Below are 26,754 nucleotides of genomic sequence, written 5' to 3' on the forward strand. Positions count from 1 at the left end.
CCGACCGTCTCACCGACCCGCTTACCCATCGCCGCGACGCTCGCACGAGCCTCCCACCGCACCTGTTCCCGAAACGCCACTGCACCGAGGTGGAGCCCCAATCCTGCGAGTAGCGCATCAGTGCATAACGAGAGATTCACCACCTGTCACCGCCGACACTCCTCCTCGCCACCGAAGATGACGCGGGCGAAGAGGCTCAGGTCCTCGACATGTGGATGGATCTCGCCTGGCGGCATCCGGCGGACAGCGGCCGCCTCGCCGACGTGTGCAACCTGCTCGGCCTCGTCGCGACGGCCGGCGGGGGCGTATACCGACCGGTTCGAGCGCCGCCGCCTGATGGTCATCGCCGATTTGCTGCGCGTCCTTCGCGCTGCCGCCAAGCATCGTTCCCAAAGAGAAGCCGGAGGCTGCGGACGGCCTCCCGTTCGCGGTCCAAACGGTGGGCCGCGATCTGCTGGGACATGTGCTCGGCGGCGTGCTGTTCACGGTGGGCAGGGCGGTTCCCCTCCTGTTCGACGCGCTCTCCTTCCAGATGTCTGCAGTGCTCTTGACCGGCGTTCGCGGATCGCAGCCCGAGCGGTCCACCGCCAGGCCGCGGCTCCTGGCCGACATCCGCGAGAGCCTGGTCCATGTGCTGCGTGACCCTTTGCCGCGCGCCCTGACCGTCTCCGCGGGCGTCATCAACGCTGTGTACCTCGGACAGATCGCCGTCTTCGTCATCGGGTGCGCGACATGTTGGAGCTCCCGGACGCCGCATACGGAGCGCTGCTGGCCGCCGGAGGCGTGGTCGGCAGCGTGGCCGCGAGCCGTATGACCGCAGCGATCGGCCGGGTCCGTACCCTGATCGGACACCTGGCCCTCATGGGTGTCGCGGGCCTGGCGGTAGCAGCGACCGACAGCGTGTACGTGGTCACCGTCGCCTACTGCGCCACTGGGTTCGGCCTGATGGTCTGGAACGTCGTGGCCGTCACCCTGCGGCAGGGACTCATCCCGGATCGCCTCCTCGGCCGGGCGACCGGCGTGTACCGGTTGATCGCCTGGGGGACGATCCCCTCGGCGCGCTGCCCTTCGGGTGGCTGAGCACGTTGGCGGGACCGCAGACGGCCTTCGCGGTCGGCGGCGCGGTCACACTGGTGATGTGCCTGCCTATTGCTTTCGCCTTGCTGAAGCACAGCAGGATCACCGACGACCGCAAGGCCCGCGAGGATGCACATGATGAGTGAGCGATTCGCCGAGTTGGACAGCCTGGCCGAGCGGTGGGGGCTGAGCGGCCTGGAACTGGAAGGCAGGGGTCTGGAATTCTCTGTCTACCGGGCGCAGGGGCTCGACGGGCAGCCCGTCGCGGTGCGTCTCGCGCACCGGCGGTTCGACTCGAACGCCAATGACCCCCATGTGGACACCCGCGCCCTGCTCCTGCAGGAGTACGAGATCGCGAGGCATCTGGCCGCCCACGGTCTGCCCGTCGCTCAGGCGAAGGAACTCGTCCTGGCGGACGAGCCGACGTCCCCCGACGTACTGCTGTCCGCATATGTCCCCGACGACGGATCGGATCTCGACTCCTTCGCGCTCGGGCAGCTCCTCGCGCGGCTTCATCAGGTGCCACCGCCGCGCCTGACGCCCGTCGCGTCGGAGGGAGTGTCCACGGCGAGTGCGATCACCGCACGTATCGGGCGCCGCTGGGCCGAGATCGGCCGCCTTGTCGACGATTGGCCCGAACCGCCGGACGCGTCTCTCGTCGCCGGACTTCTCACCAGCCTCACCGAGGACAGCCTCCTGCACCTCGACGTCCGTAGCGACAACATCCGCCGCCGGCAGGGGCGGGCCGTCGCCCTGCTGGACTGGTCGAGCGCCCTGCTGGGATTCCCCTCGGTGGAGTGCGGGCGCCTGGTCGAGTACGCCCGGTATCCGGAGAACGAGCTCGATGTGGAAGCGATCCGCAGCGGATACGCGAGGACGGCGACGGTTCCGCCCGACGGCGATCCGTGCCTGTTGGTGTGCCGACTTGACGCCGCACTGATGCTTGCTCTCGTCTTCCTTTCCGAGGCGCCCGACCCGAGCCCAGGCCCGAACCGTGGTGCGCCGCGCCGAGCGCGCGACCTGGGCCGCTCTGGAAGAGCACGGGGAAACCATGAACAGCACCGCGGTGATGTATCCGAACCGGCTCTCCGACCTGCTCTTCATCCTCGCCCGGCAGGCCAACGTCGCCCGAGGGGACGTCCTCTGGCAGCCGGGTGCCAACCGGTAGGAAACAGCGTTCGCGCCCGTGCGTACTTGGCCCCGATCGCGACGAGATTCTCATGTTGCGGTCACCTCTGTGACAGCTCCCGCCACGGAACGTTGGCCCTCTCACTCGTCGGCCGACAGCAAGGTGGGATGGTCGTCGTCCTCGCTTTCCGGGCTACCGGTCCGGCCGCGTCGCCGCTTGCTGAGCTCATCCGCGTCAGCGTCTCTCATCACGCTGCTCAGTAGGAGCTGAAGCTGTTTCCCCGCGTGGACGAGGTGGCGCGATGAGAAGGAGCGGTATCGCGCTCAAAGCCAGTGCGGCCGGAGCGACCAACAAGGCGGCGTCGAATGCGTCGGGCGCGACCGGGGCGAGTAGCACTACGCAGGCCGGCACAACGGGTTGGGCAACGGCCCAGGAAGACCCGTGGAAGGCGAACCAGATTGTGCGGTCCGGCGGAGGGGCGTGATCGGCGACACGGGCGGACCATTCCCCAAGGAGGGCGGCACTCGCCGCTGTCCACAACACATAGACCGCCGAGAACCAGACCACACCGGGCAGAGCGGTCATGGCGGCTGCGAGGAGTGCGGTGAACGTCAGCCCGATCTCGAGTTCACGGGGACGGTGCCGGTGACCGGCCACCCTGTTTCGGGCTGCCGACAGCAGGGGCGCGGCAGCCGCCGAAACCATGAGGATGATTCCGGGAACCCATGCTGCCGCGCCTCTGTCGAAGAGCGCCAGCGGGACGAACATGACCACCGCTAGGTAGCCGATGGAGAACACCGTGCCCGCCACTGTCAGGAGGACGAGGGAGGGCGGTGGCTTCCAACGGCTCCTGAAGCGCTCGGCTCTTGGCAGAGGCCGGTCCGGGCGAAGGTGACGCCACGACACTGCTGCCGCGGCGAAGCAGGTCGCCGAGTCAGCCAGGATCAGCCAGTGAGTGCCGAGCGGGAGAAGGACGGTCACCACCAGGCCGGATAATGCTCCCGAGGCAACGAGGACGGTACTCAGCAGGGTGTATGCGCGTCTGCGTTCGTCGCCCGTTGCGGCACGGGCGAACGCCTCGTAGGTGACGGGTTCGTAGATTTCGAAGGCTAATCCGACGAGGGCCGCCGCACCCACCATCGTCAACGAACCCCGCACTGAGAGGAGGAGGCTCAGGGCCACTCCTGTCGCGGCGAGACCGGTCGACACCACTGTGCGGGGTGACATGCGTAGCGCTAGCCACGCTCCGAGCCAGCGTGAGAGGAAGGCTCCCACGCCGAAAGCACCCAGCACAGCCGTGGCCAGTTCGGAGCCGGCGTACACGGCCAGGAACGGCACTGTGTAGGCGCCCACCTGATTGAGTGCGCGTACCCACAGCAATGATCGGATCTCCCGCGGGAGCGGAGGCTGCCGTTCCTGCACCGGTGGGAGCCCACGCTTCCACCCGCCCATGCTCAGCACTTGCTCACTCGGAGCGTGGCTTCGGCGTGATGAAGAATGCCAGGAGAGCGGCCGCGGTGGCGACGACCGCTCCTGTCGCGAAGCCACGCGAGAAGCCCGCGGCGTCGGTTCCGGCGATGCTTGCCGCGGCCATGCTCGACACGACAGCGGCGCCGAGCGAGGCCCCGAACTCATGGAACGTGCTGACGATTCCAGACGCCAAGCCGGCTTCGTGTGGTTCGATCTGACCCAATGCCGTGGCGGAAGCGACCACAAAGACCACTCCGGTGCCTGCGGCCGCAACTGCGACGCCGATCACCATTGATGTGGTCCCGCCCCAGAGTGCGGGGACCGCCATGCCGACCGCTGCGACGAGAAGTCCGAGCACTCCGAGCGTACGAGGTCCAGTGCGGCCGATGACCCGGCCCGCGGCGCTCGCCCCTGCCATCGTCGAAAGGGCTACTGGGAGGAAGAGCAGGCCGGTGGCCAGCGCACCGTACTCGCGATAGTCCTGCAGATAGAACGTGCCGAGGAAAAAGACCATGATCATCAAAGCGGTGGCCACGAGGATCAACAGGGTTCCGGCCGCTACCGGTCGACGGATCAGCAGCCTGATATCCATGAGCGGGCTCGCGGCCAGGCGCTGACGAACCACGAAAGCTACGTAAAGGATCGCGGCAGCCACGAAGTAGGCCGCGGTCGTCAGGGTGGCCCACCCTTGATCCCCAGCCTTGATCAGGGCATAGGTCAGAGTGCCGGTCGCTGCGGTCACCAATGCCGCGCCTGGTATGTCGAGTCGACTCCTCGTGGCTGGGCGCGGCTGCGGCGGGAGTTGTGCACGGAGCGTCAGAAGCACCACGAGCCCCACGGGGACGTTGATGTAGAAGACCCATGGCCACCCCGGTCCTGCCGTGAGAAGTCCGCCAAGGAGAACTCCCAGAGCAGCGCCGCTGCCGCCGAGCGCAGACCAGATTCCGAGCGCCTTGTTCCGCTCGTCGCCCTCGAAGAGGGTGACGACCAGCGACAGCGCTGCCGGGGAAAGGATTGCTGCGGCGAGGCCCTGTGCGACACGACCTCCCAAGAGCATGGGTCCGGAGGTGGCCAGTCCCGCGATCAGTGATGCAGTGGCGAACAGTGCCAACCCCAAGAGCGCGAGGCGGCGGGCACCGAACAGATCAGCCGCACGACCACCGAGGAGGAGGAGGCCACCGAAGGCAAGGGTGTAGCCACTCACTACCCACGTGAGTGTCTCGCGCTCCAGCCCGAGCTCCGCCCCCATGTGGGGCAAGGCGATCGCTACGACAGTGACATCCAGGATCAGCATTAATTGTGCGATGCCGACGAGTCCGAGGATCTTCCAGCGTCGTGGGTCGGGGCTGTGGGGCGGTCTGGTGGAGGCCACGGATTCGGTCATGACGTTCGACCCCTTCGAGTTAAGTCAAACAGAGGTGTTTGAGTTCTGTCGGATACTGTAACTCATACACGGCTGTTCAACTTGAGGGGTGGCATGTCCCGCGCAGTGACCAAGTCGGCACGTAGAGCCGATGCCCAGCACAACGTCGAGAAGATCCTTGCTGCGACAGTCGCCTGCCTGAGCCGGAACCCGGACGCGAGCGTGAGCGAGATCGCACAGGCTGCCGGGGTGGGCCGGGTGACCCTTTACGGGCACTTCCCGTCCCGGGACGCCCTGATCGAGGCCTCACTGAAACAACTTCTCGCCGAAGGAGACCAGGTCCTGGAACGACTGGATCTCATGGGCGACCCTCGGGAGGCGCTTCGGGCCCTGATCGAATCGAGCTGGCTACTGATTGCCCAGTCGAGCGCTGTCCTCGAAGCGGCGCAGGCGATCCTGCCGGCCGAACGGGTGCGCGTACTCCACGCCAAGCCGGCACAGCGCGTCGGCGACCTGATTGGCCGAGGGCAGGCGGAAGGAGTCTTCCGTGCAGACCTCCCTGCGAACTGGCTGGCCAGCGTCCTGCACCACGTCATCAAGGGCGCGGCGACAGACGTGGCCAATGGACGGCTGGATCAGGCAGACGCCCCGCGCTTCATCTCGGAGACGGTCCTTGCCGCCTGCAGGCCTGTCGGCAAGGAGCCGACTTCGACCGGCCTTTGATGTTTTCAATCACCGGACGATCGCGAGCCAGGGCCCTGGCCCCAGTTCGAGTCCGTCGCCGCGCCTCGTCCAAACATCGGCCGGGCTCGTCGCCACGGAGGAGCCGACAGAAGACGTGGCTGACGACCAGTCAGAAAAGTCAGCATTGAGTCAGCATTAGTCCGGCTACACGTGACTACAGGTGGCCAGACCCTCGACTCGTGGCGTACCCGCAGAGCCAGAATCGGAGAGCACTCGGCTGCCCCTCCAGGCCGCCTGACACTCCGAGGTCGGACGCCACCCACAGCGTTGCTGTCTGTACGCAAAACACCAGTTCAGCGCACCCGTCCACGCGATTTCAGCGGCACCGGGGGCAGTTCAGGAGCGGGCAGCGGAGTGCCGTCGTAGCCCTCAACGGCACCGAAGCGGGTTCCGGACATCCAGTCCGAACGAGCTTGTTTGATATCCTCGTTGGACCGCCCGATGAAGTTCCACCACATGATGATCTCCTCCTCGAAGGGCTCGCCGCCCAGGAGCATCAGGCCCGCGTCGGAGGCGGCGCGCAGGGGGAGTTCCGTGCGGCCGCAGCCGAGGTAGAGCATGGAGCCGGGGAGGACGGGTACGCCGTCGACCTCGGCTTCGCCGGACATCGCCAGTACGGCGTACTCGAAGTCGGGGTTCAGCGGGAGGCGGGCCTCGCTGCCGCGGGCGAGGGCCAGGTCGGCGCCGACGAGCGGGCTGTAGGTCGTGCCGGGCGAGACGGCGCCGTCGAGTGCGCCGAGGATGACCGTGGCGGTCAGGCCGGGGGCGGTGACGACGGGGAGATCGGCGTGGTGCTGGAAGTGCGGCTGGACCTCACGGTGGGCGTCCGGGAGCGCGACCCAGAGCTGGGCGCCGTGCAGAAAGCGCGCGTGTGTGCGCGGGCTCTCCTCGGAGTGGGAGATCGCCCGGCCCGAGGTCATCAGCCCCAGCTCGCGCGGGCGGACCGTCTGGAGGCTGCCGAGGCTGTCGCGGTGCAGTACCTCGCCGTCGTGCAGCCAGCTGACGGTCTGGAGCCCCATGTGCGGGTGGGGCGGTACCTGCATGCCGGCCTCGTCGGCGATGTCGTCGGGGCCGTAATGATCGACAAAGGCCCAGGCGCCCACCATGCGGCGGCCCAGGTTGGGCAGCAGTCTGCGGACCTCGGTGGACTCGCCCAGCTGAACCCGGCGTGGGCTCAGCAGCTCACGTACCGGCTCGGCGACGACAAAGCCGCGGCCGCCGCAGACGGCGAGAGATGCCTGACGGTCAAGATTGCTCATGGTGCCCAACCTATTCCTGAGTCGCGTGGCGGAGCGCGGGATCCACACCAGAACGCGGGATCCGCACCCGAACAATAGTGGAATGTTCAACCATCCTGCACTGTTGGAACCGTACGCAGGGCATGGTCCCCGGAGAATCCGAGGACAGCCCGCAGGCAGATGGCGGACAAGGAGGGCACGTGGAGAGCGCGTACTACGAGTTCGGAACGGCCGCGGAGCGCTGGGACCGCGCGCAGCTGTTCTTCGACGCCAAGGAGTACGTCACGGCCGCCCGCATCCTCGGCGGGCTGGTGGACGAGGTCCCGGAGCAGGTCGCCCCGCGTCTGCTGCTCGCCCGCGCCTACTACCACTCGGCGCGGCTGGCGAAGGCGGAGGCCGAGCTCCGCATCGTCGTGGAGCGCGACCCGGTGGAGCAGTACGCGCGGCTGATGCTGGGCCGCACGCTGGAGCGCCAGGGCCGGGCCACGGAGGCGGCGACCCATCTGCGGATGGCCGCCGCGCTGTCCGGGGAGTTCCCGACGACCGGGCCTCCGCAGGCGTAGTACGACCGGCTCGCCGCCCTACCCCAGGGCGGCGAGCCGTCGGCGCGCCGGGCCGAGCGCCCGTCCGCGGTGCGGCACCCCGGACCAGGGACGGGTCCGCGCCTGGTCCAGGACGTTCGCCACCGTCCAGCGCCTGGCGGTGACGTCGGGGTCCTTCAGCTGGTCCCAGCTGATCGGGGTGGCGACCGGGGCTTCCGCCCGGGCGCGTACGGAGAAGGGCGCCACGGCCGTCTGGGCGTAGGCGTTGCGCTGGATGTCCAGGTAGAGCCGGCCGCCGCGCGCGGCGGTGCGTACCTCCGTGGTCAGCCGGTCCGGGTCGCGGGCCGCCAGGGTCAGTGCGACGTCGGCGGCGAAGGCGCGTACCTCGTCGAACCCGGCGCGGCCGTCCAACGGCACGATCACGTGCAGCCCTCTGGACCCCGTCGTCAACAGGGCGCTCGGCAGCCGCAGTTCGCCGAGCAGCTCCCCCAGTTGCCGCGCGGCCCGGCGTACGGGCTCGAAGTCGTCCTCGGCGGGGTCGAGATCGAAGACCAGCCGGTCGGGGAAGTCCGGCCGGTCCGCACGGGACTGCCAGCGATGGAAGGTGAGACACGCCTGGTCGGCGAGGAACACCAGGGTGGCGGTGGTGTCGCACACGGTGTGGGTGACGGTCCCGCCCTTCTTGGCGAGCTCGGCCCTGCGCACCCAGTCGGGATAGCTGTCCGGGGTGTTCTTCTGCATGAAGCGGGCGCCGCCGAGTCCGTCCGGGTGCCGCTCCAGCATCAGCGGCCTGCCCTTCAGTTCGGGCAGCATGAAGGGGGCGACGCCCCGGTAGTAGTCGATCAGGCCCGCCTTCGTAAGGCCGGCGCCGGGCCCATGACCGGCCCGGGCTTCGGGGAAGAGGACTTTCTCCGGCCGGTGGATCTCCACGGTCCGGTGCCCGGCCCGTACGCTCCGCGCGCTCATGTCCCCACGTCCTCCTCGCCGGTCTTCTCCTTGCCCGTGTTCGCCCTGTTCGCCTCAGCCGGACCAGGTCCAGTCGGCCACCTCGGGCAGGTCCGTGCCGTACTCGCGGATCCAGGCGTGGTGGCGGGTGCGTACATCCGCCATCGCCTGGCGCACGCCCACGGCCCTGACGCCCAGTCCAGGCACCCGGTCGATCACGTCCATGACCAGCCGGTAGCGGTCGAGGTCATTGCGGACGACCATGTCGAACGGGGTGGTGGTCGTCCCCTCTTCCTTGTAGCCGTGGACATGGAGATTCGTATGCCCCGCCCGGCGGTAGGCGAGGCGGTGGATCAGCCAGGGATAGCCGTGGTACGCGAAGATGACCGGCCTGTCGGTGGTGAACACGGAGTCGTACTCGGAGTCCGTCATCCCGTGCGGGTGTTCCTCGTGGGGCAGCAGCCGCGCCATGTCGACGACATTGACCACCCGCACGGCCAGTTCCGGCAGATGCCGCCGCAGCAGATCGGCGGCGGCCAAGGTCTCCAGGGTGGGCACGTCGCCCGCGCAGGCCAGTACGACGTCCGGCTCCCGTGTGCCGTCCTCCGTACCCGCCCATGTCCAGGCACCCACGCCACGGGCGCAGTGGGCGCGGGCCTCGTCGAGCGTGAGCCAGTCGTGGCTGGGCTGCTTGCCGGCCACGATCACATTGACGTAGTCGCGGCTGCGCAGCGCGTGGTCGGCGACGGACAGCAGGGTGTTGGCGTCCGGCGGCAGATAGACCCGTACGACCTCGGGGCTCTTGTTCAGGACGTGGTCGACGAAGCCCGGGTCCTGGTGGGAGAAACCGTTGTGGTCCTGACGCCAGACATGCGAGGTCAGCAGGTAGTTGAGGGAGGCGATGGGGCGGCGCCAGGGCAGCCGGCGCGAGGTCCTCAGCCACTTGATGTGCTGGTTGACCATGGAGTCGACGATATGGGCGAACGCCTCGTAGCTGGAGAACAGTCCATGGCGGCCGGTGAGGAGATAGCCCTCCAGCCAGCCCTGGCAGAGATGCTCGGAGAGCACTTCCATCACGCGTCCGTCGCGCGCGAGATGCTCGTCCGTGTCGAGGGTTTCGGCCTGCCATGCCTTGCCGGTGGCTTCGTAGAGCGCTTCGAGGCGGTTGGAGGCGGTCTCGTCGGGGCCCACGACCCGGAAGTCCCGCCGTCCCACCGTCGCTTCCATGATGGATTCCAGCAGCGAGCCGAGGACCCGGGTGGGCTCGTGCAGCACGGTGCCGGGCTTGTCGACCCGCACCGCGTGGCGTTCGAGCGGCGGGATCGGCAGATCCCGCAGCAGCAGACCGCCGTTGGCGTGCGGGGTGGCGCCCAGCCTGCGCGTCCCTTCCGGTACACATTCGAGTACGGAGGGGTGGGGCGCGCCCGTCGCGTCGAACAGCTCGTCAGGGCCGTACGAGCGCAGCCAGGTCTCCAGCTGGCGCAGATGGCCGGGGTTGTCCCGTACGCCGCTCAGCGGGACCTGATGCGCACGCCAGGTTCCCTCGACGGGCACCCCGTCGACCTCGCGGGGGCCGGTCCAGCCCTTGGGCGTACGCAGCACGATCATGGGCCAGTCCGGCCGCTCGGTCACCCGGCCCTCGCGCGCGTCGTGCTGGATCTGGGCGATACGGTCCAGGGCGCGGTCCATGGCCTCGGCCATGGCGCGGTGGACGGCCAGCGGCTCGTCGCCGGTGACGTGCAGGGGCTCGTGTCCGTAGCCGCGCAGCAGCGAGTCGAGTTCGGCTTGCGGCAGCCGGGCGAGCACCGCCGGGTTGGCGATCTTGTAACCGTTGAGATGGAGGACCGGCAGGACCGCGCCGTCGTGCACCGGGTCGAGGAACTTGTTCGAGTGCCAGGACGCGGCGAGCGGCCCTGTCTCCGCCTCGCCGTCACCGATCACGCAGGTGACCAGCAGCCCGGGATTGTCCAGCGCGGCGCCGTAGGCGTGGGCGAGGGAGTAGCCGAGTTCGCCGCCCTCGTGGATCGACCCCGGGGTCTCGGGGGCGACATGGCTGGGGACTCCGCCGGGGAACGAGAACTGCCGGAACAGCCGCTCCATGCCTTCCCGGTCCCGGCTCACGTCCGGATACGTCTCGGAGTACGTGCCCTCCAGCCAGGAGTTGGCGAGGACGGCCGGGCCGCCGTGGCCGGGGCCCCAGATGCACAGCGCGTCGATCTCCCGCGCCTTGATGACCCGGTTGAGATGGGTGTGTACGAGGTTCAGACCGGGCGAGGTCCCCCAGTGGCCCAGCAGCCGGGGCTTGATGTGCTCCGGCGCCAGCGGCTCCTGGAGCAAGGGGTTGGCCATCAGATAGATCTGACCGACCGCCAGATAGTTGGCGGCACGCCAGTGGGCGTCGAGGGCGGCGAGCTCCCCCTCGGTGAGTCCGGCCGCCGCTGCTCCGGTGGTCGCCTCGCGCATGCTCATCTCCCTGCGGGTCCGTAGGCTCCGTAGGCCCGGAGGGGCCCTATCCCTGGCCGTCCGGCTCGGCGCCGTGCCACACCGTGGTGACATTGCAGAACTCGCGGATGCCGTGCGCCGCCAGTTCACGGCCGTAACCGGAGCGCTTCACCCCGCCGAAGGGGAGGGCGGGATGCGAGGCCGTCATGCCGTTGAAGAAGATGCCGCCCGCCTCCAGGTCACGTACGAAACGGTGCACGTCCCCCTCGTCGCGCGTCCATACGTTGGAACTCAGCCCGAACGGCGTGTCGTTGGCGAGCTCCACGGCCTCGTCCAGCCCGGAGACCCGGTAGAGCGTGGCGACCGGACCGAACGTCTCTTCCCGGTGGATCCGCATGGAGTCGGTGATATCGGCGAGAACGGTGGGGGCGTAGAACCAGCCACGCTCGTGCTCCTTGGGACGCTGTCCGCCGCAGAGCGCGGTCGCTCCCTTGCTCAGCGCGTCCTCGACCAGTTCCTCCAGATCGGCGCGGCCCTGCTCGCTGGAGAGCGGCCCGACGTCGATGGACTCGTCCAGCGGGTCGCCGACGGTCAGATCGCGCATCCCGGCGGTGAAGCGCGCGGCGAAGGCGTCATAGACGTCCTCGTGCACGATGAAGCGCTTGGCGGCGATGCAGGACTGGCCGTTGTTCTGCACCCGGGCCGTCACCGCGGTCTTCGCCGCCCGCTCGATGTCCGCCGAGGGCATCACCACATACGGGTCGCTGCCGCCCAGTTCCAGGACGGTCCTCTTGACCTCGTCGCCCGCGATGGCGGCGACCGAGCGGCCCGCCGGCTCGCTGCCGGTGAGCGTCGCGGCGGCCACCCGGGGGTCGCGCAGGACGGCCTCGATCGCACCGGATCCCACCAGCAGGGTCTGGAAGCAGCCGGCCGGGAACCCGGCCCGGCGAAAGAGGTCTTCCAGATACAGCGCCGTCTGCGGCACGTTCGAGGCGTGCTTGAGCAGGCCGACATTGCCGGCCATGAGCGCGGGGGCGGCGAACCGTACGACCTGCCAGAGCGGGAAGTTCCACGGCATCACCGCGAGGACCACACCCAGCGGGCGGTAGTGGACACGCGCCCGCGACGCCCCGGAGTCCTTCACGTCGGCGTCCGAGGGGTGCTCGTCGGCCAGCAGCTCCTCGGCGTGCTGGGCGTACCACCGCATCGCCTTCGCGCACTTCGCGGCCTCCGCGCGGGCGGCCGCGACCGGCTTGCCCATCTCGGTGGTCATGGTGCGGGCGATCTCCGGCCCGTCCTCCTCCAGCAGGTCGGCGGCGCGGTTCAGCAGCCGCGCCCGCTCGTCGAAGCCGGTGGTGCGGTACTGCCGGAACGCGCTGTCGGCCGCCGCGATCCGGCGCTCGATCTCCTCGGCTCCCAGCGCGTCGAAGGTCTTGAGCGTCTCTCCGCTGGCGGGATTCACCGTCGCGATGGGCATGGGCGATTCCTCCTCGATTCGACAGTCCGACCCTTCCGTGACCTGCCCGCACGCGCAACACGGGAGCCGCGCGCGGGGTGCACGGAGCCGGCTGACGTCACGATTCAGGGGCGCCGCGACCGGCCGGGCGCGGAGGACTGGCGGGCGCGCGCCGGGGAACCCTGCGCGCCGCGGCGCCGGTCCGCCCTGCGTCGTAGCCGCCGGCGCTCCTCCTCGTCCGTACCGCCCCACACTCCGGAGGTACGGCCGGTGTCCAGCGCCCATTCGAGGCACTGCCGTTCCACCGGGCAGCTGTGGCACACCTCCTTGGCGCGCTCCGCCTGCTCGGCGGCGGGCCCGGATTCCCCCACGGGGAAGAACAGCTCGGGGTCGGCGTCGGCGCAGGCCGCCTGCCGCAGCCACTCCCAGGTGTCCGCGTCATGGCCGATGTCCAGTTGGGTGTCCAGTTGGGCTGTCGTCAGCCGCACAGTCATTCAGTCCTCTCCCCGCACCACGTTCCAGTCCTGGTCTGCCGTCTCCTGCCGCTCCCGGCCGTCTCTCCACAGAGTCTCCCGCCGGGTGGCGCGGGCCGGGACGCAGGTGCGTATCCGCCCTTCCCGCTCGGCGGACCTTCCCGCCACGGCCGGTGCGGCCGGTGTGGGCCGCGGGCCGATGTCCCTACTCATGCCGGACTCCTTTTCCGCTCGGTTTCCGCTCGGTTTTTCCGCTCGGTCTTGCGGTGTACGCCCACGATCGCGGGCGGTCTTCCTTCGGGTACCCGATGACTCGCTCCGAAACGGCGGGCGCCCCGGTCATCGCGGACTTGTCTCGTTTCGACCCGAGGGGCGGGAGCCTGGGCGCGATGCCCGGCCACCCGCCCCTCACGTCGACGCGTACCTCTGGTGCGTCAGCGGATGACCTGTGCCACCAGCAGCCGCAGCCCCGCCGCGATCGACTCCGCGTCGATGCCCGACGCCCGGAGTTCCTCCTCCGGCGTCGCCGAGCCCGGCATGTTCCCCACGGCCAGCCGTACGAGCCGCTTCGGCCCGGGACGGCCGTCCGAGAACACCTCGGCCACCGCGTCCCCGATGCCGCCCTGTGGGTGATGGTCCTCCACCGTGACCAGACAGTCGGTGTCGGACGCCGCGGCCTGGAGCGTGCGCTCGTCGGCCGGCTTGACCGAGTAGAGGTCGACGACCCGGACGGCGATCCCCTCCTGGGCCAGCAGATCCGCCGCCTCGAGACACTCATGGACCGTCGTACCGGCCGCGATCAGCGTCGCCCGGTCCGCGTCCGAGTGGCGCAGCACCTTGCTCCCGCCGACCGGGAACTGCTCGTCGGGGCCGTAGATGACCGGCGTCTTCCCCCGGAGCGTGCGCAGATAGCGGACGCCCGACAGCTCGTGCATCGTCGCCACGAGCGACGCCGTCTGATTGGCGTCGCAGGGGTGCAGCACCGTACTGCCGTGCACCGCACGGAACATGGCGAGGTCCTCCAGGCCCATCTGGGACGGACCGTCCTGGCCGATCGCGACACCCGCGTGCGAGCCCACGAGGTTGACCGAGGCCCGGCTGACCGCCGCCATCCGTATGAAGTCGTGCGCGCGGGTCAGGAAGGCCGCGAAGGTCGACGCGTACGGGACATGGCCCATCGCCTGCATGCCGACGGCGGCCGCCACCATCTGCTGTTCCGCGATGTAGCACTCGAAGAACCGCTCGGGATGTTCCTTGGCGAACGCCTCGGTACGGGTGGAGTCGCTGACCTCGCCGTCCAGCACGACGACATCGCCGCGCGCCGTGCCGAGGGCCGCGAGCGCTGCGCCGTACGCGTCACGGGTGGCCACCGAGTCGCCGACGTCGTAGCGCGGCAGTTCGATGGTGGCGACCCGTCCGCCGCCGCGCGCCGGGGTGTCGAGCTCGGCGGGCTTCGCCACCCGTACCCGGATCGACCGCCGCCCGCCCAGCTCCTCGATGGCGCTCTCCGCGTCGGGCAGCGGCTTGCCGTGCATGCCCTCGCGGTCCTCGACGGAGGCGACGCCGCGCCCCTTGCGGGTGCCCGCGATGATCGCGGTGGGCCTGCCGGCCGTCGACCGGGCCTCGTTGAAGGCGGCGTCGACGGCGTCCATGTCATGGCCGTCGATCTCGATGGTGTGCCAGTCGAAGGCGCGCAGCCTGCGGCCGTACGCGTCCAGGTCCCGCTGATGGCGGGTGGGTCCGCGCTGGCCGAGGCGGTTGACGTCGATGACGAGGGTCAGCGAGTCCAGATGCTGGTCGCCCGCGTGCTCGATCGCCTCCCAGATGGAGCCCTCGGCCATCTCGCTGTCTCCGGACAGCACCCAGACGCGGTACGGGGCGGGCCCGAGCCGCTGGCCGGCGAGCGCCATACCGACCCCCACGGGCAGCCCCTGGCCGAGCGAGCCTGTGGCGACATCGACCCACGGGAGCCGCGGTGTCGGATGGCCTTCGAGCCGGCTGCCGAGCGTGCGGTAGGTGAGGAACTCCTTCTCGTCGATCGCGCCCGCCGCCAGGTACATGGAGTACAGCAGGGGCGAGGCATGTCCCTTGGAGAAGATCAGCCGGTCGTTGCCCGGATCATCGGGCCGGTCGAAGTCGTAGCGCAGATGGTTGGCGAGCAGGTCCGCCATGAGATCGGCGGCGGACATCGAGGAGGTCGGATGGCCCGACCCCGCCGCGTCCGCGACCCGCACGGAGTCGACCCTCAACTGCTGTGCCAGTTCTGTCAGTTGTTCGCTGTTCATGTCACTCCTTGCCGGGTGCGCCGGGAACCCTCGCGAGTTCGGGGGACGACGATTCGAGCGGCACCGTCCAGGAACGGACCAGACCGAGTTGTACGGCCTGCCGCGGCAGAATCGCGTCGAGCATCCAGTCGGCGGCGACCCGTACCCGGTTTCCCGGCATGGCCGCCAGGTGGTAGCCGCGTGTGACGGCGCCCGCGAGCGGTCCCGACAACGGCACCCCGAGCGGGTTGGCCGCCGCCTTGACACCGCCGAGGTCCACGACGAATCCCAGGTCATTGTGTTTGTAGGTTTCCCGCTCCCCGTAGCCGAGGGAGGCGGCCACATTGCGGCCCGCCACCTTGCCCTGGCGGCCCGCGTGCTGGGCCGTCATCGGGGTGAACTTCCCCGGCCTGGTGAGATCCGGTACGGCGGCGGCGTCACCGCACGCGAACACCTCCGGGTGGCCCGGCACGTTGAGCTGCGGGTCGACCAGCAGCCGGCCCCGCTCGACGGGCAGACCGAGCTCGGAGACCAGCGGATCGGGCCGGACGCCCACACACCAGACGAGGCTGTGGGTCTCGACGAACTCGCCGTCGTCCAGCGTGATCCCGGTCCGTCCCGCCTCCTTGACGGAGGTGCCGGTCCTGACCTCCACGCCTCGTGCGCGCAGCACCCGGTCCGCGGTGTGGGACAGCCTGCGGTCCAGCTCGGGCAGGACGCGGGGAGCGATGTCGAGGAGCAGCCAGCGTGGCCGCCGCCCCTGCTTCCAGGCCCGCTGCTTACGGACCAGTGCGTCGGTGAAGAGTTTACCCTGGGCGGCGACTTCGGTCCCGGTGTAGCCGGCGCCGACCACGACGAAGGTGGAGCGGGCGGCGCATTCCCCGGTGTCGTCGGCGGTGGCCGCGAGTTCGATCTGACGGGTCACGTGGTCCCGCAGATAGAGCGCCTCCGGCAGCCCCCGGAAGCCGTGCGCGTACTCGGCCACCCCGGGGATCGGCAGCAGTTTGTTCACACTGCCCACGGCGAGGACGAGCCGGTCGTACGTCAGCTCACCCCGTTCGCCCTCCGGGCCGGTGTAGCTGACGCGCCGCGACTCCAGGTCGACATGGTGCGCCTCGCCCAGGACCAGGCGCACCCGCGGCAGCGTCCCGGGGAGGGAGACCGTCACTCGGCGTGGCTCCAGGATGCCCGCCGCCACCTGGGGCAGGAGCGGGAGGTAGAGGAAGTAATCGGTGGGATTCAGCAGGACGATCTCGGCCGCGTCCCGCACGCGCCGCGAGAGGGTGCGGGCGGCCTGGTAACCGGCGAATCCGGCCCCGACGATGACAATGCGTTCTCGGCTCACGTTCGACTCCGGACGGTGACATTTCGGGTCGTACGGACGGACTGACCACGTGCCCGCCGACAGCGGCGACAAACACCGCGGGTGCCCCGCGGCGCACCCCTACGCCCGGTGACAGGGGGGTTCACCTGCGGTTTGACACGACTGTGATTGGTGGGAGGGTGGACAGAGCGGATGAACCGCCCCCGGGCAGGGAGTCCACGCAGCACCGCCCCGATCCTGGATCGTCTCCCACACACCGCCGCTTGCCGGGGCTTCGGAGGGGTACCGGCACTTCGACGCCCGCGACAACGGCCGGCGGCCGGACCGCACGAAGCGAGGAGTACGACGTGAGCGGCGACAGCAGCGAGACGAGGGGCGACGAGGCGATGGGCGACGAGGTCTACCAGCCGGACGACGCCGAGGTCACCGAGGACGAGGGCATCCTCGACCCCGAGGACACGCTCATCGACCGGGGCGCCGACCCCTACGACGAGGGCTGGTCCCCTCCTGAGCGCCCGTTGGCCGTGGAGCACACGGGGACGACAGCCAATGAGCAGCGGGAGGGCGAATCCCTCGACCAGCGGCTCGCGGAGGAGATACCTGACCAGGAAGTCCCCATCGGGGACGGCATCGGTGACCTGCCGTACGGCGAGGGCGAGACGCTGGACAACGAGGTCGGCGACGACCGCTCGGGCCGGCTGGTGGCTCCGGACGAAGGAGCCCACGAGGACGCCGAGAAGGACATGATCGCGAGCGACGTGGGCATCGACGGCGCCGCGGCGTCGGCGGAGGAAGCCGCGGTGCATCTCGTGCTCTCGGACGAGGACGAGATGGGCTGAGCCCCGTACAGCTGGCCCCCTACAACTGTCGAGAGCGCCGCACACCGGAAGTTGGGCGAAAGCCCACCCGGTGTGCGGCGCTTCGACGTCATACAGGGGCCGCTGACGTCATACAAGGGCCGGTACGGGGTCAGGGGCGCGGACGGGCTGCTTCTGCGCGGCGTCGGTCCCGGTGAGGGGGATCCGGGGCACCCGGGGGACGCTCTGGGGAGTCTCGACGCCACGGGTGAACCAGATGACTTTGCCGTCGGCGGTGGCGCAGGTGCCCCAACTGTCGCTCAGCGCGGCGACGCGGGCGAGTCCTCCCCCGCCGGCGGAGCGCAGCCGGGGCAGGCGCGGACCGTTGTCCTCGACCGACGCCGTGAGATGGCGGCCGGTCCAGCGGAGTTCGAGCACGCAGGTGTTGTCGTCGCCGACATGACGGTGGACATTGGTCAGAAGTTCGTCGATGCCCGTGCAGACGGGCCGGACCTGGAGTTCGAGTTTCCAGTGCCGAAGGTGTGCGGCGACGATGCGCCGTATCTGCGAAACGCGCTCCGGAGAGGCGTGCAATTCCACCACGTACTGCCGGTCGAGTGGAACTGTCATGGTCAAGGCTCCTCACACAGAGAGGCCCACATGCTTCACCACGTTGTACCAACGACCCCCGAACACGAAGCGTGAGCAACAGCCACTTCTGGGTCACCAACAGCTTGACTCCACTGGGCCGAACGCGCAACACAGGCACGCGAAGGCCGCTTCCGTGACAGGGCCTAGCGGCTCTCCAGGCGCAACTGGACTTCCTCCTCCTGGTCGCCGGAGGCCGTGCCGAGGACACGGACGGCGAAGGCGGAGGCCAGGGTCTTCCGTACGGTGTCCACCGCCGTGTAGCCGCCCTGGAGGCTGAGTGTGACGGGCGCCGACAGCCGCGCGGGCCCGGGCTCGGTGCGTACATCGGACACATCGAAGGTCGCGGTCCACACGGTCGGGCGCTTCCCGGGCATGTCCTGCGGGACGTCGTCGGCGGCGCGGTCGGAGGCGAAAGCCGTTCGGAGCACACTGAACACCGCGTGCGCGTCCTCCCCCACCTGTCCGCTGAATGCCACCGCGACCTGCGCATCGGGATGGTCCGCACTGTTCACGTGGATCTTTCCTCTCTCTACTGCCCCGAGGATCCCGGCGATTGCGTGATCGCTTCCAGGCTCGCCCCGGCGCCCCGAGTGTGCGACTGGAACGGTCAACCGGATGATTCGTCCGGTACGGGCTGCTCCGGATGCACCCCGCCCGAGTGGGGGCTGCCCCGGCGGCCGGCGCCGGACTCGTCCGCGTCGGGAATCCGATGGTCCGGGTCCTCGTCGCCCGAGTCGTCCTCCCCCGCCGGCCGCACGTCGAGGGGATCGGGGCCGGGCTGTACCTGCTGGTCGGGCATGTCCCTGGGCACACCGGGGCCGTGCTCTCCGGGGCCTTCCATCCGTCGATCGCTCACGGTTCTCCTTCCGTCGGGCGCGGCGGATACCCACCGCGGCGTGGCGCGTACCCGCTCGCCGCCCGGGCAACCACGTGACGCGCTGTGTGCGGGTCCGTGCGGGGGGTAGACGCAGTCACATGACCGTCACGAAGACCAGCGTTCTCGTCCTGGACTGTGCCGAACCCGTGGAGCTGGCCGAGTTCTACTCGGTGTTCCTCGCCGCCGAGACCCGGATCGGCGTCGATCCGGACTTCGTGGAGATCGTCGGCCACAACGGAGTGCATCTGGCGATCCGCAGGGACCACGGCCACGCGCCCGCGAGCTGGCCGCGCCCCGAGAGCTCCCAGCAGGCGCATCTGCGGATCCTGGTGTCGCAGGACGACATCGACGAGGCGGAGCGTGAGGCGATCGGCCTCGGGGCCAGGCCGCTGGACACCAAGGACAACGGCGGCCCGCGCGATGTACGCCTCTACTCGGACCCGGCCGGGCACTCCTTCACGCTGGCCGTCCTGCCCTGACGCCCGGTGCCCGCTGTTCCCCGGCCCGCGCCCGCGGGGCGGGGCTCAGCGCGGTGGCGCGTCGGGCGCGCTCGCCGTACGGAGCCGTACCGTCAGGGCCGCGGTCTGCCGGCGCAGGCGCTGGAGCGGGGTCGGCGGCAGCTCGCGTGCCGCGCCGCGGGCGTAGTGGCGCTCGATGTAGAACTGGCCCGCGGAGAGCACGGTGGTGACGATGATGTACCAGATCGTCGCCACCATCAGCAACGGGATGACCTGGTACGTACGGTTGTAGATCAGCTGCACCGAGAACAGCAGGTCCTGCACCGCGAGGACGCTCACGATGCTGGTCCCCTTGAGGGTGCCGATGAGCATATTGCCCGCGGTGGGGACGATGGAGCGCATCGCCTGCGGCACGATGACGCGGCGCAGCACCCGCCATCGGCTCAGCCCCAGCGATGCCGCCGCCTCGGTCTGGCCGGCGTCGACGGACAGGATGCCGCCGCGTACCACCTCCGCCGCGTACGCCGCCTCGTGCAGGGTGAGGCCGATCAGCGCGGTGAGGCCCGCGCCGAAGAGGTTGACGGTCTTGAAGGTGAGGAACTCGGGACCGAAGGGGATGCCGATGCCCAGGGTCGGGTACAGCGCGCCGATGTTGAACCAGAACAGGAGTTGCACCAGCAGCGGAGTGGACCGGAAGATCCATACGTAGCCCCAGCTCAGGGCGCGCAGCACGGGGTTGGCGGACAGCCGCAGCACGGCGAACACCGTGCCGATGAGAAAGCCGAGCACCATCACGGCCGCGGTCAGCCAGAGGGTGAGCAGCAGTCCGTCCAGTACGGCGGGCGTGGTGAAGTACCGGCCCACCACGCTCCATTGGAAGCGCTCGTTGCGGACGACCGAGTTGACGGCCATCGCGAGGGCCAGCAGGGCCACGACGGCCGAGAGCCAACGGCCGGGGTGGCGACGGGGGACGATACGGGAGACCTCGTCGGCCCCCGGCGGCGCGGACGCGTCCGGTTTCCGGGACGCGGGGTCTGACCGGACGGGGTCGGGGCGAAGGACATCGGGCGGTACGGACATGAGAGGGCTCCGGCGGGAGATGCGGTCGGCGGCGGTCGGTGTGCTCCGGACGTCATCACGCGTACCGCGTCCCTCAACACGGCAGGTGCGACCCGGTATTCACTCCGCGGCCGCACACGCCTCGATCGTACGGGCGAAAACGGCGGTCCTGTCAAGGAGCGCCCCCGTAGCGGCCCCGCGGGCGCCGACCACAGAGCGAGCAGCTGTTGACGTGACCGAACGTCCCGTGCTCAATTGGCTCCATGCAGAAGCAGCTGCCCCTGGTCACCCGCGGCCACATCGACTTCGGTCGAGTGTGGTCCGCCTCTTGTTGCGCCTGACCCGGCAGCGGGCCGCCTGACCGGCCCCTCCCTCCCTCGGTGACCCCGTCGCGGGCCGAGTTCCCTCTCTTCACCGGGCGCACGCTGCCGCATTCCCCCTGACGTACCGCGCGTCATCACGCCTGCCTCCGTTCCGCCGCCGCTCCGCCGTGTCCGCGGGCTGCCCAGGGTCGCTTCTCGCTGCCCTGCGCCAGAGCGCCCCTTCCTTCTCCCTGCACGAAAGGTCCGCCATGCCCGTGGAGTTCCTCGGTATCGCCGCCACCCACGACGGGTCGGAGACGAATCCCCGCTCCGGCGCCGCGTTCGACAAGGAGTACACGCTCAAGCTCGCCCGCGCCCATGAGGACCATGGCTGGGACCGGGTGCTGTTCGCGTACGGTTCCGGCTCGCCCGACCCGGCTCCGGCCGCCGCGTACATCGCCTCCCGCCTGGACCGACTGCAGATCCTGCTGGCGCACCGGCCGAACGTCTCGTATCCGACCTTCGCCGCCAAGACCTTCGCCACGCTGGACCGGATCAGCGACGGCCGTCTCACGGTCCACTTCATCACTGGCGGCAACGACCATGAACAGGGCCGCGAGGGGGACACGCTCACCAAGGACCAGCGCTACTCCCGCACCCGCGAGTACATCGAGATCGTCAAGCGGATCTGGACCTCGCACGAGGCGTTCGACCACGAGGGCGAGCACTACCGCTTCCACGACTTCGTCAGCGATGTCTTCCCGGTCCAGCAGCCCCGGCCGGACGTCTCGTTCGGCGGCTCCTCGGCCGCCGCCTACGCGGCCGGCGGCGCCGAGGCCGACATCTACTGCCTGTGGGGCGAACCGCTGGAGCGGACGGCGGAGCAGATCGAGGCGGTGAAGGCGGCCGCGCGTGCGGCGGGCCGGACGACCGCGCCCCGGATCCAGGTGGCCTTCCGGCCGATCATCGCGCCGACGGAGGAACTCGCCTGGGAGAAGGCACACCGGACGGTGGACGCGATCAAGGCCCGTAAGGAGAAGGGTGATCCGGCGGTGGTGCGCCATCACCGCCGGGGCGATCCGGAGAACACCGGGTCGCAGCGGCTGCTCTCGATCGCGCGGTCCGGTGAGCGCTACGACCGGGCGCTGTGGACTCCGACCGCCGCCGCCACCGGAGGCGCGGGCAACTCGAACGCGCTGGTCGGTACGCCGGAAACGGTCGCCCAGGCGCTGCTGGACTACTACGACCTCGGCGTGGACATCCTCTCCGCCCGCGGCTACGACCTGCTGGACGACGCCATCGACTTCGGCCGGTATGTCATCCCGCTGGTGCGCGAAGAGGTGGCCAAGCGGGACGCCGAGCGCGCGGCGCGCGGCCCGCAGTCGCGGGTGGAGGCCGGCTGATGACGTCCGTCGCCGAACCCGGCGGCCCGACCTGGCTGCGGGCCACCCTCTCCGATCCGCTGGTGCGGCCCATGCTGCGGGAGCTGGGGCACGAGTACTCCACCCGCTACGGCAAGGACGCGCACAGCGAGCTGGCCCGCTACCCGGCCGAGGAGTTCGACGCGCCGCACGGTGTGCTGCTGCTGTTGCTGGAGGACGGCGAACCCGTCGCGGGCGGGGCGTTCCGCCGCTACGACACCACCACGGCCGAGCTCAAGCGGATCTGGACCCACTCCGCCCACCGGCGGCGCGGACTGGCCCGGCGTGTCGTCGCGGAGCTGGAGCGTATCGCCGCCGTACGCGGCTACCGCCGGATCTTTCTCACCACCGGGCCGCGTCAGCCGGAGGCCCGCGGGCTCTATCTGACGACCGGTTATACGCCGCTGTTCGACACGAAGGCCGCGCCGGAGACCATCGGCCCGCTCCCCTTCGAGAAACACCTCACCGTCCCCGCCGAAGGAAAGGTATGACCCCGTGCGCACCCTGATCCCGAGCCGGCACCGGCCGCCGCGCCGCCGGCGGCCCGCGCGCCGTCATACGTCCGTACACCGTCAGGTGTCCGCCGCGCTGGTGTCCGCCCTGCTGCTGCCCGTCCTGGCCGGCTGCGGAACGGACCCGGCAGCCGGGCGTGAGACGGCGGGCGCCGCCTCACCCGCGCCGTCGAACGATGTCACCGCCTCGCTGAAGAAGAACGCCTCCCTGGCGAAGCTGCTGCCCGAGGACGTCCGCGAGGGCGGGACGATCCGGATCGGCGCTTCCGTCGGAGCCCCGCCCAGCGCCTACTTCCCCGACGCGACGAGCCGTCAGCCGGCCGGCCTGGACATCGACATCGCCGATGCGGTCGGCAAGCTCCTCGGTCTTGAACTGAAGCGCGAGGAGGCGAGTTTCGAGGCGATCCTCCCCGCGCTGAGCAGTGGCAAGTACGACGTGGGGACGGGCAACTTCGGCGTCACCGACGAGCGGCGCAAGACGATCGACTTCGTCACCTATATCAATGACGGCCAGGGTTTCGCGGTCCGCGAGGACGACCGGAGCCTCGGCAAGGTGACCCGGCTCGACCAACTGTGCGGCAAGACCGTCGGCGTGGGAGCGGGCACCACCTTCGAGGCGACCCTCAACGCACAGAAGGGCGTCTGCGCCGACGCCGGCAAGAAGCCGTACACCGTCAAGGTCTACTCCGACAACGGCGCCACGCTCACCGGCCTCCAGCAGGGCCGTATCGACGTGGTCATGTCGACCATCAACGGCCTGCGCCACCAGGCGGCTCAGCCGGCGGCCGGCGTCAGGTTCCTGAACGAGTTCCACCGTCTCGACGTGGGCTTCGCCTTCGCCAAGGGCTCACCCCTGCTCACGGCGTTCCAGGCGGCTGTCGCCGAACTGATCGACAGCGGCGCCTACCGGCGGATCCTCGACACCTGGGGAACGCAGGACTCCGCCATCGAGGAGTCCCGGATCAGCCCGCCCGAGCAGAAGTAGCCGGCAGGAGCCCCCTGATGGACACCGCAACCGGTACCGCGGCGGCCGCGCCGCCGTCCGGACCGCCCGAACCACCCGTGCCGACGGCCTCCCGCCACGAGGACCTCGCCGGACTGAAGGTCGTCCCCGCGCGCCACTACTGGCGCTGGGCCGCCGGCGCGGCCGCGCTGGTCGTCGTCTCCCAGTTCATCCATGGCCTGCTCACCAACCCGGCCTGGGAGTGGGACGTCTTCTTCCGCTATCTGTCCACCGACACCGTGCTGAAGGCCGTCTGGGTGACGCTCCAGCTCACCGCGTACGGCACCGTGCTGGGCTTCGCCCTGGGTGTCGTCCTCGCCTTCATGCGGCTGTCCCGCAGCGCCGTGCTGCAGACGGTCGCCTGGACGTACATCTGGGCCTTCCGCTCGATCCCGCTCATCGTCCAGCTGCTGTTCTGGTTCAACCTCGCCTACCTGTATCAGGAGTTGGGGCTCGGCATTCCCTTCGGGCCCGTGCTGTGGAGCTTCGACACGATGAACCTGGTCGGTGCTCTCTCGGCCGCCGTCATCGGTCTCGCACTCCACCAGGCCGCCTACGCCGCGGAGATAGTCCGCGGCGGGGTCATCTCGGTCGACGCCGGGCAGCTGGAAGCGGCGGCGGCGCTGGGTATCCCCCGGCTGCGGCAACTGCGCCGCATCCTGCTGCCGCAGGCGATGCGCTCCATCCTGCCCAATGCCGCCAACGAGGTCATCTCCCTCTTCAAGGGCACCTCGATCGTCTCCGTGATGGCGATCGGGGAGCTGTTCTACCAGGTGCAGGTGGTCTACGGCCGTAACGGGCGCGTCGTACCGCTGCTGATGGTCGCGACCGCCTGGTACATCCTGCTGACCACCCTGCTGTCCGTCGCCCAGTACTACGTGGAGCGGCGCTTCGCGCGAGGGGCCGAACGCACACCGCCGCCCAGCCCGCTCCAGCGTGCCCGGATCCTCACCCGCAGGATGCGGGCCGCAGCCGCCACCGGAGGTTTCCAGCGATGAGTGTTCACCCCGACCCGATCGCCGACGGCGACCTGATGGTCGACATACGCGGCGTCCACAAGAACTTCGGCGCGCTCGAAGTGCTGCGCGGCGTCGACCTCCAGGTCCGCGCCGGAGACGTCACCGTCGTGCTCGGTCCGTCCGGCTCCGGGAAGTCGACGCTGCTGCGCAGCATCAACCACCTCGAAAAGCTGAACCGGGGTTACGTCAGCATCGACGGCGAGCTGATCGGCTACCGCCGCTCCGGCTCCACGCTGCACGAGCTCAAGGAGAGGGAGGTGCTCAAGCAGCGTCTGCACATCGGCTTCGTCTTCCAGAACTTCAATCTCTTCCCGCATCTCACGGTCGTCGAGAACATCATCGAGGCCCCGGTGTCGGCGCTGCGCCGGCCCCGGAGGACCGCCGTCGAACAGGCCGAACGGCTGCTAGCACGGGTGGGCCTCGCCGACAAGGCCCACGCCTATCCGCGGCAGCTCTCCGGCGGCCAGCAGCAGCGGGTGGCCATCGCCCGCGCCCTCGCGCTGGAGCCCAAGGTGCTGCTCTTCGACGAGCCCACCTCGGCGCTCGACCCCGAGCTGGTGGGCGAGGTCCTCGATGTCATCAAGGACCTCGCCCGTACGGGCACCACGATGATCGTGGTCACCCATGAGATCGGCTTCGCCCGTGAGGTCGCCGACACCGTCGTCTTCATGGACGACGGAGTGATCGTCGAGCAGGGGCCGCCCGCCGAGGTGCTCGACCGTCCGCGGCACGAGCGCACCAAGGCCTTCCTGTCCAAGGTCCTCTGACATCCCCCTTGATCTCTTGACATCCCCCTTCCCGCGCATCACCCCTTTCCCTCCCAGGAGTCCTCCGTGCCACCCCGCCGCCGTACCCGCCGCACCACCGCCGCCCTGCTCGGTCTCGTCACCGCGCTCTCCCTCACCGCCGCCTGCGGCACCTCCGCCGACGGCTCCACCGACAAGGTCGCGCCCCGGGGCGCGGGCAAGGGCGGTTTCCAGATCGAGCTGGGCCCCGACCAGGACCGGATCAGCACGGCCGAGGTGGCCTCCATCGCCGCACTCGTGCCGGCGCGGATCCGCGAGCGGGGCACCCTGGAGGTCGTCAACTCGGCAGGTTCCGCGCCCCCGTTGACCTTCTACGCCACCGACGACAAGACCGTGATCGGGGTGGAACCCGACATCGCCTCGCTGGTCGCGGACGTGCTCGGACTGAAGCTTCACTACAACACGGTCGACTGGGCGAACATCTTCGTCGGTCTCGACAGCGGCAAGTACGACGCCGGCTTCAGCAACATCACCGTGACCGAGGAGCGCAAGGAGAAGTACGACTTCGCCACCTACCGCCTCGACAACCTCGCGTTCGAGGCCAAGAAGGGCGCCGGCTGGAAGGTGAGGGGACCGAAGGACGTGGCGGGCAGGACCATCGGTGTCAGCTCCGGCACCAACCAGGAAAAGCTGCTGGTCACCTGGAGCGAGCAGAACGTGAAGAAGGGTCTGAAGCCCACCGCCATCAAGTACTTCCAGCAGACCACCGACTACTACCTGGCGCTCGGCTCCGGGCGCCTCGACGCCTATCTCGGGCCGAACCCGGTCTCCGCGTACCACGCCGCCTCCACCGGCCAGACCGAGATCATCGGTACGTACTCGGGTGGCGGAGCCGACGTCCAGGGAAAGATCGCGGCCACCACCAAGAAGGACAACGGTCTGGTCAAGGCGCTGCACGAGGCGCTCAACACCCTGGTCGAGAACGGGACGTACGCGAAGGTCCTGGCGCGCTGGGGCCTCGCGAACGAGGCCGTGCCGTCCTCGGAGCTCAACCCCGTGGGGCTGCCGAAGACCAACCAGTAGCCGGCCCGGTCCCGCACCGGCCCCGCCGTACGTCCGAACGGGTGGTCGACGCCGTCGCCCGTGTGTCGCCCGCCGCAGGAGGGACCGGCCGCCCGGTCCGCCGAAGAGACTCGCGGGTGTGACGGATACCCAGGGAGAACACGGGCGAGACGGTCAGGACCCGGCGGACACCGCAGGCGCCCCGGTCGTCGCGCCGAAACTCGACGCGGAGCAGGCGATGCTGCTGCGGCTGGTGGGGCGCGAGTGGGGGCGGGTGTCCGCCGCCCCCGACGCGTGGCGCAACGCGTTGCCCGTGAATCCGGACGTCGGCAGCTACCCCGAGCCCGCGGAGATCGTGCCGGCCCGCTTCGGCCGATTCG

At 69.8% G+C, this 26,754-nt stretch carries 26 protein-coding genes and 2 pseudogenes; 13 read left to right on the plus strand and 15 right to left on the minus strand.

The genetic code is table 11. The annotated features are described in order from the left end of the window. Positions 1-146: 146 nt before the first annotated feature. Entirely contained in the window at positions 147-344 is a 198-nt protein-coding gene (locus tag ACZ6MZ_RS24230; protein WP_469354239.1) for a hypothetical protein, read from the minus strand. Between the two features lie 388 nt (positions 345-732). On the opposite strand from ACZ6MZ_RS24230, the gene ACZ6MZ_RS24235 reads away from it, so the two are divergent. From ACZ6MZ_RS24235 to ACZ6MZ_RS24245, 3 genes and pseudogenes are all read left to right on the plus strand, one after another. Then, positions 733-1,080 carry a hypothetical protein gene (locus tag ACZ6MZ_RS24235; protein WP_469354241.1) on the plus strand — a complete coding sequence of 116 codons (348 nt, stop codon included), beginning with the start codon at positions 733-735 and terminating at the stop codon, positions 1,078-1,080. Between the two features lie 135 nt (positions 1,081-1,215). Further along, positions 1,216-1,938, plus strand: a pseudogene (locus ACZ6MZ_RS24240) (phosphotransferase family protein); the annotation flags it as partial. A 121-nt stretch (positions 1,939-2,059) separates the two neighbouring features. Next, positions 2,060-2,245, plus strand: a pseudogene (locus ACZ6MZ_RS24245) (ATP:cob(I)alamin adenosyltransferase); the annotation flags it as partial. Positions 2,246-2,440: 195 nt separating this feature from the next. Here the strand turns inward: ACZ6MZ_RS24245 and ACZ6MZ_RS24250 are convergent. Continuing rightward, complete coding sequence (locus ACZ6MZ_RS24250; RefSeq protein WP_469354243.1) at positions 2,441-3,559, minus strand: MFS transporter; 1,119 nt, start codon at positions 3,557-3,559, stop codon at positions 2,441-2,443. Between the two features lie 112 nt (positions 3,560-3,671). Continuing rightward, complete coding sequence (locus ACZ6MZ_RS24255) at positions 3,672-5,060, minus strand: MFS transporter (protein WP_469354245.1); 1,389 nt, start codon at positions 5,058-5,060, stop codon at positions 3,672-3,674. A 93-nt stretch (positions 5,061-5,153) separates the two neighbouring features. On the opposite strand from ACZ6MZ_RS24255, the gene ACZ6MZ_RS24260 reads away from it, so the two are divergent. Next, positions 5,154-5,762, plus strand: a complete 609-nt coding sequence (locus tag ACZ6MZ_RS24260; protein ID WP_469354247.1) for a TetR/AcrR family transcriptional regulator — start codon at positions 5,154-5,156, stop codon at positions 5,760-5,762. 314 nt (positions 5,763-6,076) lie between these two features. Here the strand turns inward: ACZ6MZ_RS24260 and ACZ6MZ_RS24265 are convergent, their stop codons facing one another. Further along, positions 6,077-7,042 (minus strand): pirin family protein, encoded by a 966-nt coding sequence (locus ACZ6MZ_RS24265; RefSeq protein WP_469354249.1) that lies wholly within the window; start codon positions 7,040-7,042, stop codon positions 6,077-6,079. Between the two features lie 179 nt (positions 7,043-7,221). On the opposite strand from ACZ6MZ_RS24265, the gene ACZ6MZ_RS24270 reads away from it, so the two are divergent. Then, positions 7,222-7,584 carry a tetratricopeptide repeat protein gene (locus tag ACZ6MZ_RS24270; protein ID WP_389787210.1) on the plus strand — a complete coding sequence of 121 codons (363 nt, stop codon included), beginning with the start codon at positions 7,222-7,224 and terminating at the stop codon, positions 7,582-7,584. Between the two features lie 18 nt (positions 7,585-7,602). Here ACZ6MZ_RS24270 and ligD read toward each other — a convergent pair whose 3' ends face one another. The 7 genes from ligD to ACZ6MZ_RS24305 all read right to left on the minus strand — a co-directional run bounded on the left by ligD (position 7,603) and on the right by ACZ6MZ_RS24305 (position 16,488). Then, positions 7,603-8,529, minus strand: coding sequence for a non-homologous end-joining DNA ligase (gene ligD / locus ACZ6MZ_RS24275; RefSeq protein WP_389787212.1), 927 nt, complete (start codon positions 8,527-8,529; stop codon positions 7,603-7,605). 54 nt (positions 8,530-8,583) lie between these two features. Beyond that, positions 8,584-10,971, minus strand: a complete 2,388-nt coding sequence (locus tag ACZ6MZ_RS24280; protein ID WP_389787215.1) for a phosphoketolase family protein — start codon at positions 10,969-10,971, stop codon at positions 8,584-8,586. Positions 10,972-11,017: 46 nt separating this feature from the next. Further along, positions 11,018-12,427 carry an NADP-dependent succinic semialdehyde dehydrogenase gene (locus ACZ6MZ_RS24285; protein ID WP_469354251.1) on the minus strand — a complete coding sequence of 470 codons (1,410 nt, stop codon included), beginning with the start codon at positions 12,425-12,427 and terminating at the stop codon, positions 11,018-11,020. Positions 12,428-12,531: 104 nt separating this feature from the next. Beyond that, on the minus strand, positions 12,532-12,900 hold the full coding sequence (locus ACZ6MZ_RS24290) for a WhiB family transcriptional regulator (RefSeq protein WP_384187665.1): 369 nt from the start codon (positions 12,898-12,900) through the stop codon (positions 12,532-12,534). Continuing rightward, positions 12,901-13,092, minus strand: a complete 192-nt coding sequence (locus ACZ6MZ_RS24295) for a hypothetical protein (protein ID WP_384333429.1) — start codon at positions 13,090-13,092, stop codon at positions 12,901-12,903. A gap of 221 nt (positions 13,093-13,313) precedes the next feature. Continuing rightward, positions 13,314-15,164, minus strand: a complete 1,851-nt coding sequence (locus ACZ6MZ_RS24300) for a transketolase (RefSeq protein ID WP_469354254.1) — start codon at positions 15,162-15,164, stop codon at positions 13,314-13,316. A gap of 1 nt (position 15,165) precedes the next feature. Further along, positions 15,166-16,488, minus strand: coding sequence for an NAD(P)/FAD-dependent oxidoreductase (locus ACZ6MZ_RS24305; RefSeq protein WP_469354255.1), 1,323 nt, complete (start codon positions 16,486-16,488; stop codon positions 15,166-15,168). Between the two features lie 365 nt (positions 16,489-16,853). Here ACZ6MZ_RS24305 and ACZ6MZ_RS24310 point away from each other — a divergent pair, with 365 nt between their 5' ends. Continuing rightward, positions 16,854-17,306: a DUF5709 domain-containing protein gene (locus ACZ6MZ_RS24310; protein WP_389787305.1), complete on the plus strand. Its 453-nt coding sequence runs from the start codon at positions 16,854-16,856 to the stop codon at positions 17,304-17,306. Positions 17,307-17,414: 108 nt separating this feature from the next. Here the strand turns inward: ACZ6MZ_RS24310 and ACZ6MZ_RS24315 are convergent, their stop codons facing one another. From ACZ6MZ_RS24315 to ACZ6MZ_RS24325, 3 genes are all read right to left on the minus strand, one after another. Next, on the minus strand, positions 17,415-17,894 hold the full coding sequence (locus ACZ6MZ_RS24315; RefSeq protein WP_389787229.1) for an ATP-binding protein: 480 nt from the start codon (positions 17,892-17,894) through the stop codon (positions 17,415-17,417). Between the two features lie 164 nt (positions 17,895-18,058). Further along, positions 18,059-18,427: a hypothetical protein gene (locus tag ACZ6MZ_RS24320; protein ID WP_384187653.1), complete on the minus strand. Its 369-nt coding sequence runs from the start codon at positions 18,425-18,427 to the stop codon at positions 18,059-18,061. 95 nt (positions 18,428-18,522) lie between these two features. Continuing rightward, a complete protein-coding gene (locus ACZ6MZ_RS24325) occupies positions 18,523-18,771 on the minus strand; it encodes a hypothetical protein (protein WP_384187650.1) in 249 nt (82 codons plus the stop codon). Between the two features lie 119 nt (positions 18,772-18,890). Here ACZ6MZ_RS24325 and ACZ6MZ_RS24330 point away from each other — a divergent pair, with 119 nt between their 5' ends. After that, on the plus strand, positions 18,891-19,271 hold the full coding sequence (locus tag ACZ6MZ_RS24330; RefSeq protein WP_384333444.1) for a VOC family protein: 381 nt from the start codon (positions 18,891-18,893) through the stop codon (positions 19,269-19,271). A gap of 45 nt (positions 19,272-19,316) precedes the next feature. Here ACZ6MZ_RS24330 and ACZ6MZ_RS24335 read toward each other — a convergent pair whose 3' ends face one another. After that, positions 19,317-20,330 carry an amino acid ABC transporter permease gene (locus ACZ6MZ_RS24335; RefSeq protein WP_469354257.1) on the minus strand — a complete coding sequence of 338 codons (1,014 nt, stop codon included), beginning with the start codon at positions 20,328-20,330 and terminating at the stop codon, positions 19,317-19,319. A 550-nt stretch (positions 20,331-20,880) separates the two neighbouring features. Between ACZ6MZ_RS24335 and ACZ6MZ_RS24340 the strand changes: the two genes are divergently transcribed. From ACZ6MZ_RS24340 to ACZ6MZ_RS24365, 6 genes are all read left to right on the plus strand, one after another. Then, complete coding sequence (locus tag ACZ6MZ_RS24340) at positions 20,881-22,014, plus strand: LLM class flavin-dependent oxidoreductase (protein WP_469354259.1); 1,134 nt, start codon at positions 20,881-20,883, stop codon at positions 22,012-22,014. After that, positions 22,014-22,523, plus strand: coding sequence for a GNAT family N-acetyltransferase (locus ACZ6MZ_RS24345; protein ID WP_384187640.1), 510 nt, complete (start codon positions 22,014-22,016; stop codon positions 22,521-22,523). The genes ACZ6MZ_RS24340 and ACZ6MZ_RS24345 overlap by 1 nt, the downstream gene beginning before the upstream one ends. 13 nt (positions 22,524-22,536) lie before the next feature. Then, positions 22,537-23,529 (plus strand): ABC transporter substrate-binding protein, encoded by a 993-nt coding sequence (locus ACZ6MZ_RS24350; protein WP_469354400.1) that lies wholly within the window; start codon positions 22,537-22,539, stop codon positions 23,527-23,529. Between the two features lie 17 nt (positions 23,530-23,546). Continuing rightward, positions 23,547-24,545 carry an amino acid ABC transporter permease gene (locus ACZ6MZ_RS24355; protein ID WP_389787237.1) on the plus strand — a complete coding sequence of 333 codons (999 nt, stop codon included), beginning with the start codon at positions 23,547-23,549 and terminating at the stop codon, positions 24,543-24,545. Continuing rightward, positions 24,542-25,333, plus strand: coding sequence for an amino acid ABC transporter ATP-binding protein (locus tag ACZ6MZ_RS24360; protein WP_384187634.1), 792 nt, complete (start codon positions 24,542-24,544; stop codon positions 25,331-25,333). The genes ACZ6MZ_RS24355 and ACZ6MZ_RS24360 overlap by 4 nt, the downstream gene beginning before the upstream one ends. A gap of 66 nt (positions 25,334-25,399) precedes the next feature. Further along, entirely contained in the window at positions 25,400-26,395 is a 996-nt protein-coding gene (locus tag ACZ6MZ_RS24365) for an ABC transporter substrate-binding protein (RefSeq protein WP_469354262.1), read from the plus strand. Positions 26,396-26,754 lie beyond the last annotated feature (359 nt).

The sequence above is a fragment of the Streptomyces sp. NPDC042201 genome (assembly GCF_055582185.1).

What these genes read in the sequence shown, in the direction of transcription:
- ACZ6MZ_RS24290 (WP_384187665.1), bottom strand. Translation starts at nt 12,900, where the DNA reads ATGACTGTGCGGCTGACGACAGCCCAACTGGACACCCAACTGGACATC.
- ACZ6MZ_RS24355 (WP_389787237.1), top strand. Translation starts at nt 23,547, where the DNA reads ATGGACACCGCAACCGGTACCGCGGCGGCCGCGCCGCCGTCCGGACCG.
- ACZ6MZ_RS24300 (WP_469354254.1), bottom strand. Translation starts at nt 15,164, where the DNA reads ATGAACAGCGAACAACTGACAGAACTGGCACAGCAGTTGAGGGTCGAC.
- ACZ6MZ_RS24285 (WP_469354251.1), bottom strand. Translation starts at nt 12,427, where the DNA reads ATGCCCATCGCGACGGTGAATCCCGCCAGCGGAGAGACGCTCAAGACC.
- ACZ6MZ_RS24260 (WP_469354247.1), top strand. Translation starts at nt 5,154, where the DNA reads ATGTCCCGCGCAGTGACCAAGTCGGCACGTAGAGCCGATGCCCAGCAC.
- ACZ6MZ_RS24335 (WP_469354257.1), bottom strand. Translation starts at nt 20,330, where the DNA reads ATGTCCGTACCGCCCGATGTCCTTCGCCCCGACCCCGTCCGGTCAGAC.
- ACZ6MZ_RS24295 (WP_384333429.1), bottom strand. Translation starts at nt 13,092, where the DNA reads ATGAGTAGGGACATCGGCCCGCGGCCCACACCGGCCGCACCGGCCGTG.
- ACZ6MZ_RS24235 (WP_469354241.1), top strand. Translation starts at nt 733, where the DNA reads ATGTTGGAGCTCCCGGACGCCGCATACGGAGCGCTGCTGGCCGCCGGA.
- ACZ6MZ_RS24280 (WP_389787215.1), bottom strand. Translation starts at nt 10,971, where the DNA reads ATGCGCGAGGCGACCACCGGAGCAGCGGCGGCCGGACTCACCGAGGGG.
- ligD (WP_389787212.1), bottom strand. Translation starts at nt 8,529, where the DNA reads ATGAGCGCGCGGAGCGTACGGGCCGGGCACCGGACCGTGGAGATCCAC.
- ACZ6MZ_RS24340 (WP_469354259.1), top strand. Translation starts at nt 20,881, where the DNA reads ATGCCCGTGGAGTTCCTCGGTATCGCCGCCACCCACGACGGGTCGGAG.
- ACZ6MZ_RS24315 (WP_389787229.1), bottom strand. Translation starts at nt 17,894, where the DNA reads ATGACAGTTCCACTCGACCGGCAGTACGTGGTGGAATTGCACGCCTCT.
- ACZ6MZ_RS24360 (WP_384187634.1), top strand. Translation starts at nt 24,542, where the DNA reads ATGAGTGTTCACCCCGACCCGATCGCCGACGGCGACCTGATGGTCGAC.
- ACZ6MZ_RS24330 (WP_384333444.1), top strand. Translation starts at nt 18,891, where the DNA reads ATGACCGTCACGAAGACCAGCGTTCTCGTCCTGGACTGTGCCGAACCC.
- ACZ6MZ_RS24255 (WP_469354245.1), bottom strand. Translation starts at nt 5,060, where the DNA reads ATGACCGAATCCGTGGCCTCCACCAGACCGCCCCACAGCCCCGACCCA.
- ACZ6MZ_RS24310 (WP_389787305.1), top strand. Translation starts at nt 16,854, where the DNA reads ATGGGCGACGAGGTCTACCAGCCGGACGACGCCGAGGTCACCGAGGAC.
- ACZ6MZ_RS24265 (WP_469354249.1), bottom strand. Translation starts at nt 7,042, where the DNA reads ATGAGCAATCTTGACCGTCAGGCATCTCTCGCCGTCTGCGGCGGCCGC.
- ACZ6MZ_RS24345 (WP_384187640.1), top strand. Translation starts at nt 22,014, where the DNA reads ATGACGTCCGTCGCCGAACCCGGCGGCCCGACCTGGCTGCGGGCCACC.
- ACZ6MZ_RS24230 (WP_469354239.1), bottom strand. Translation starts at nt 344, where the DNA reads ATGACCATCAGGCGGCGGCGCTCGAACCGGTCGGTATACGCCCCCGCC.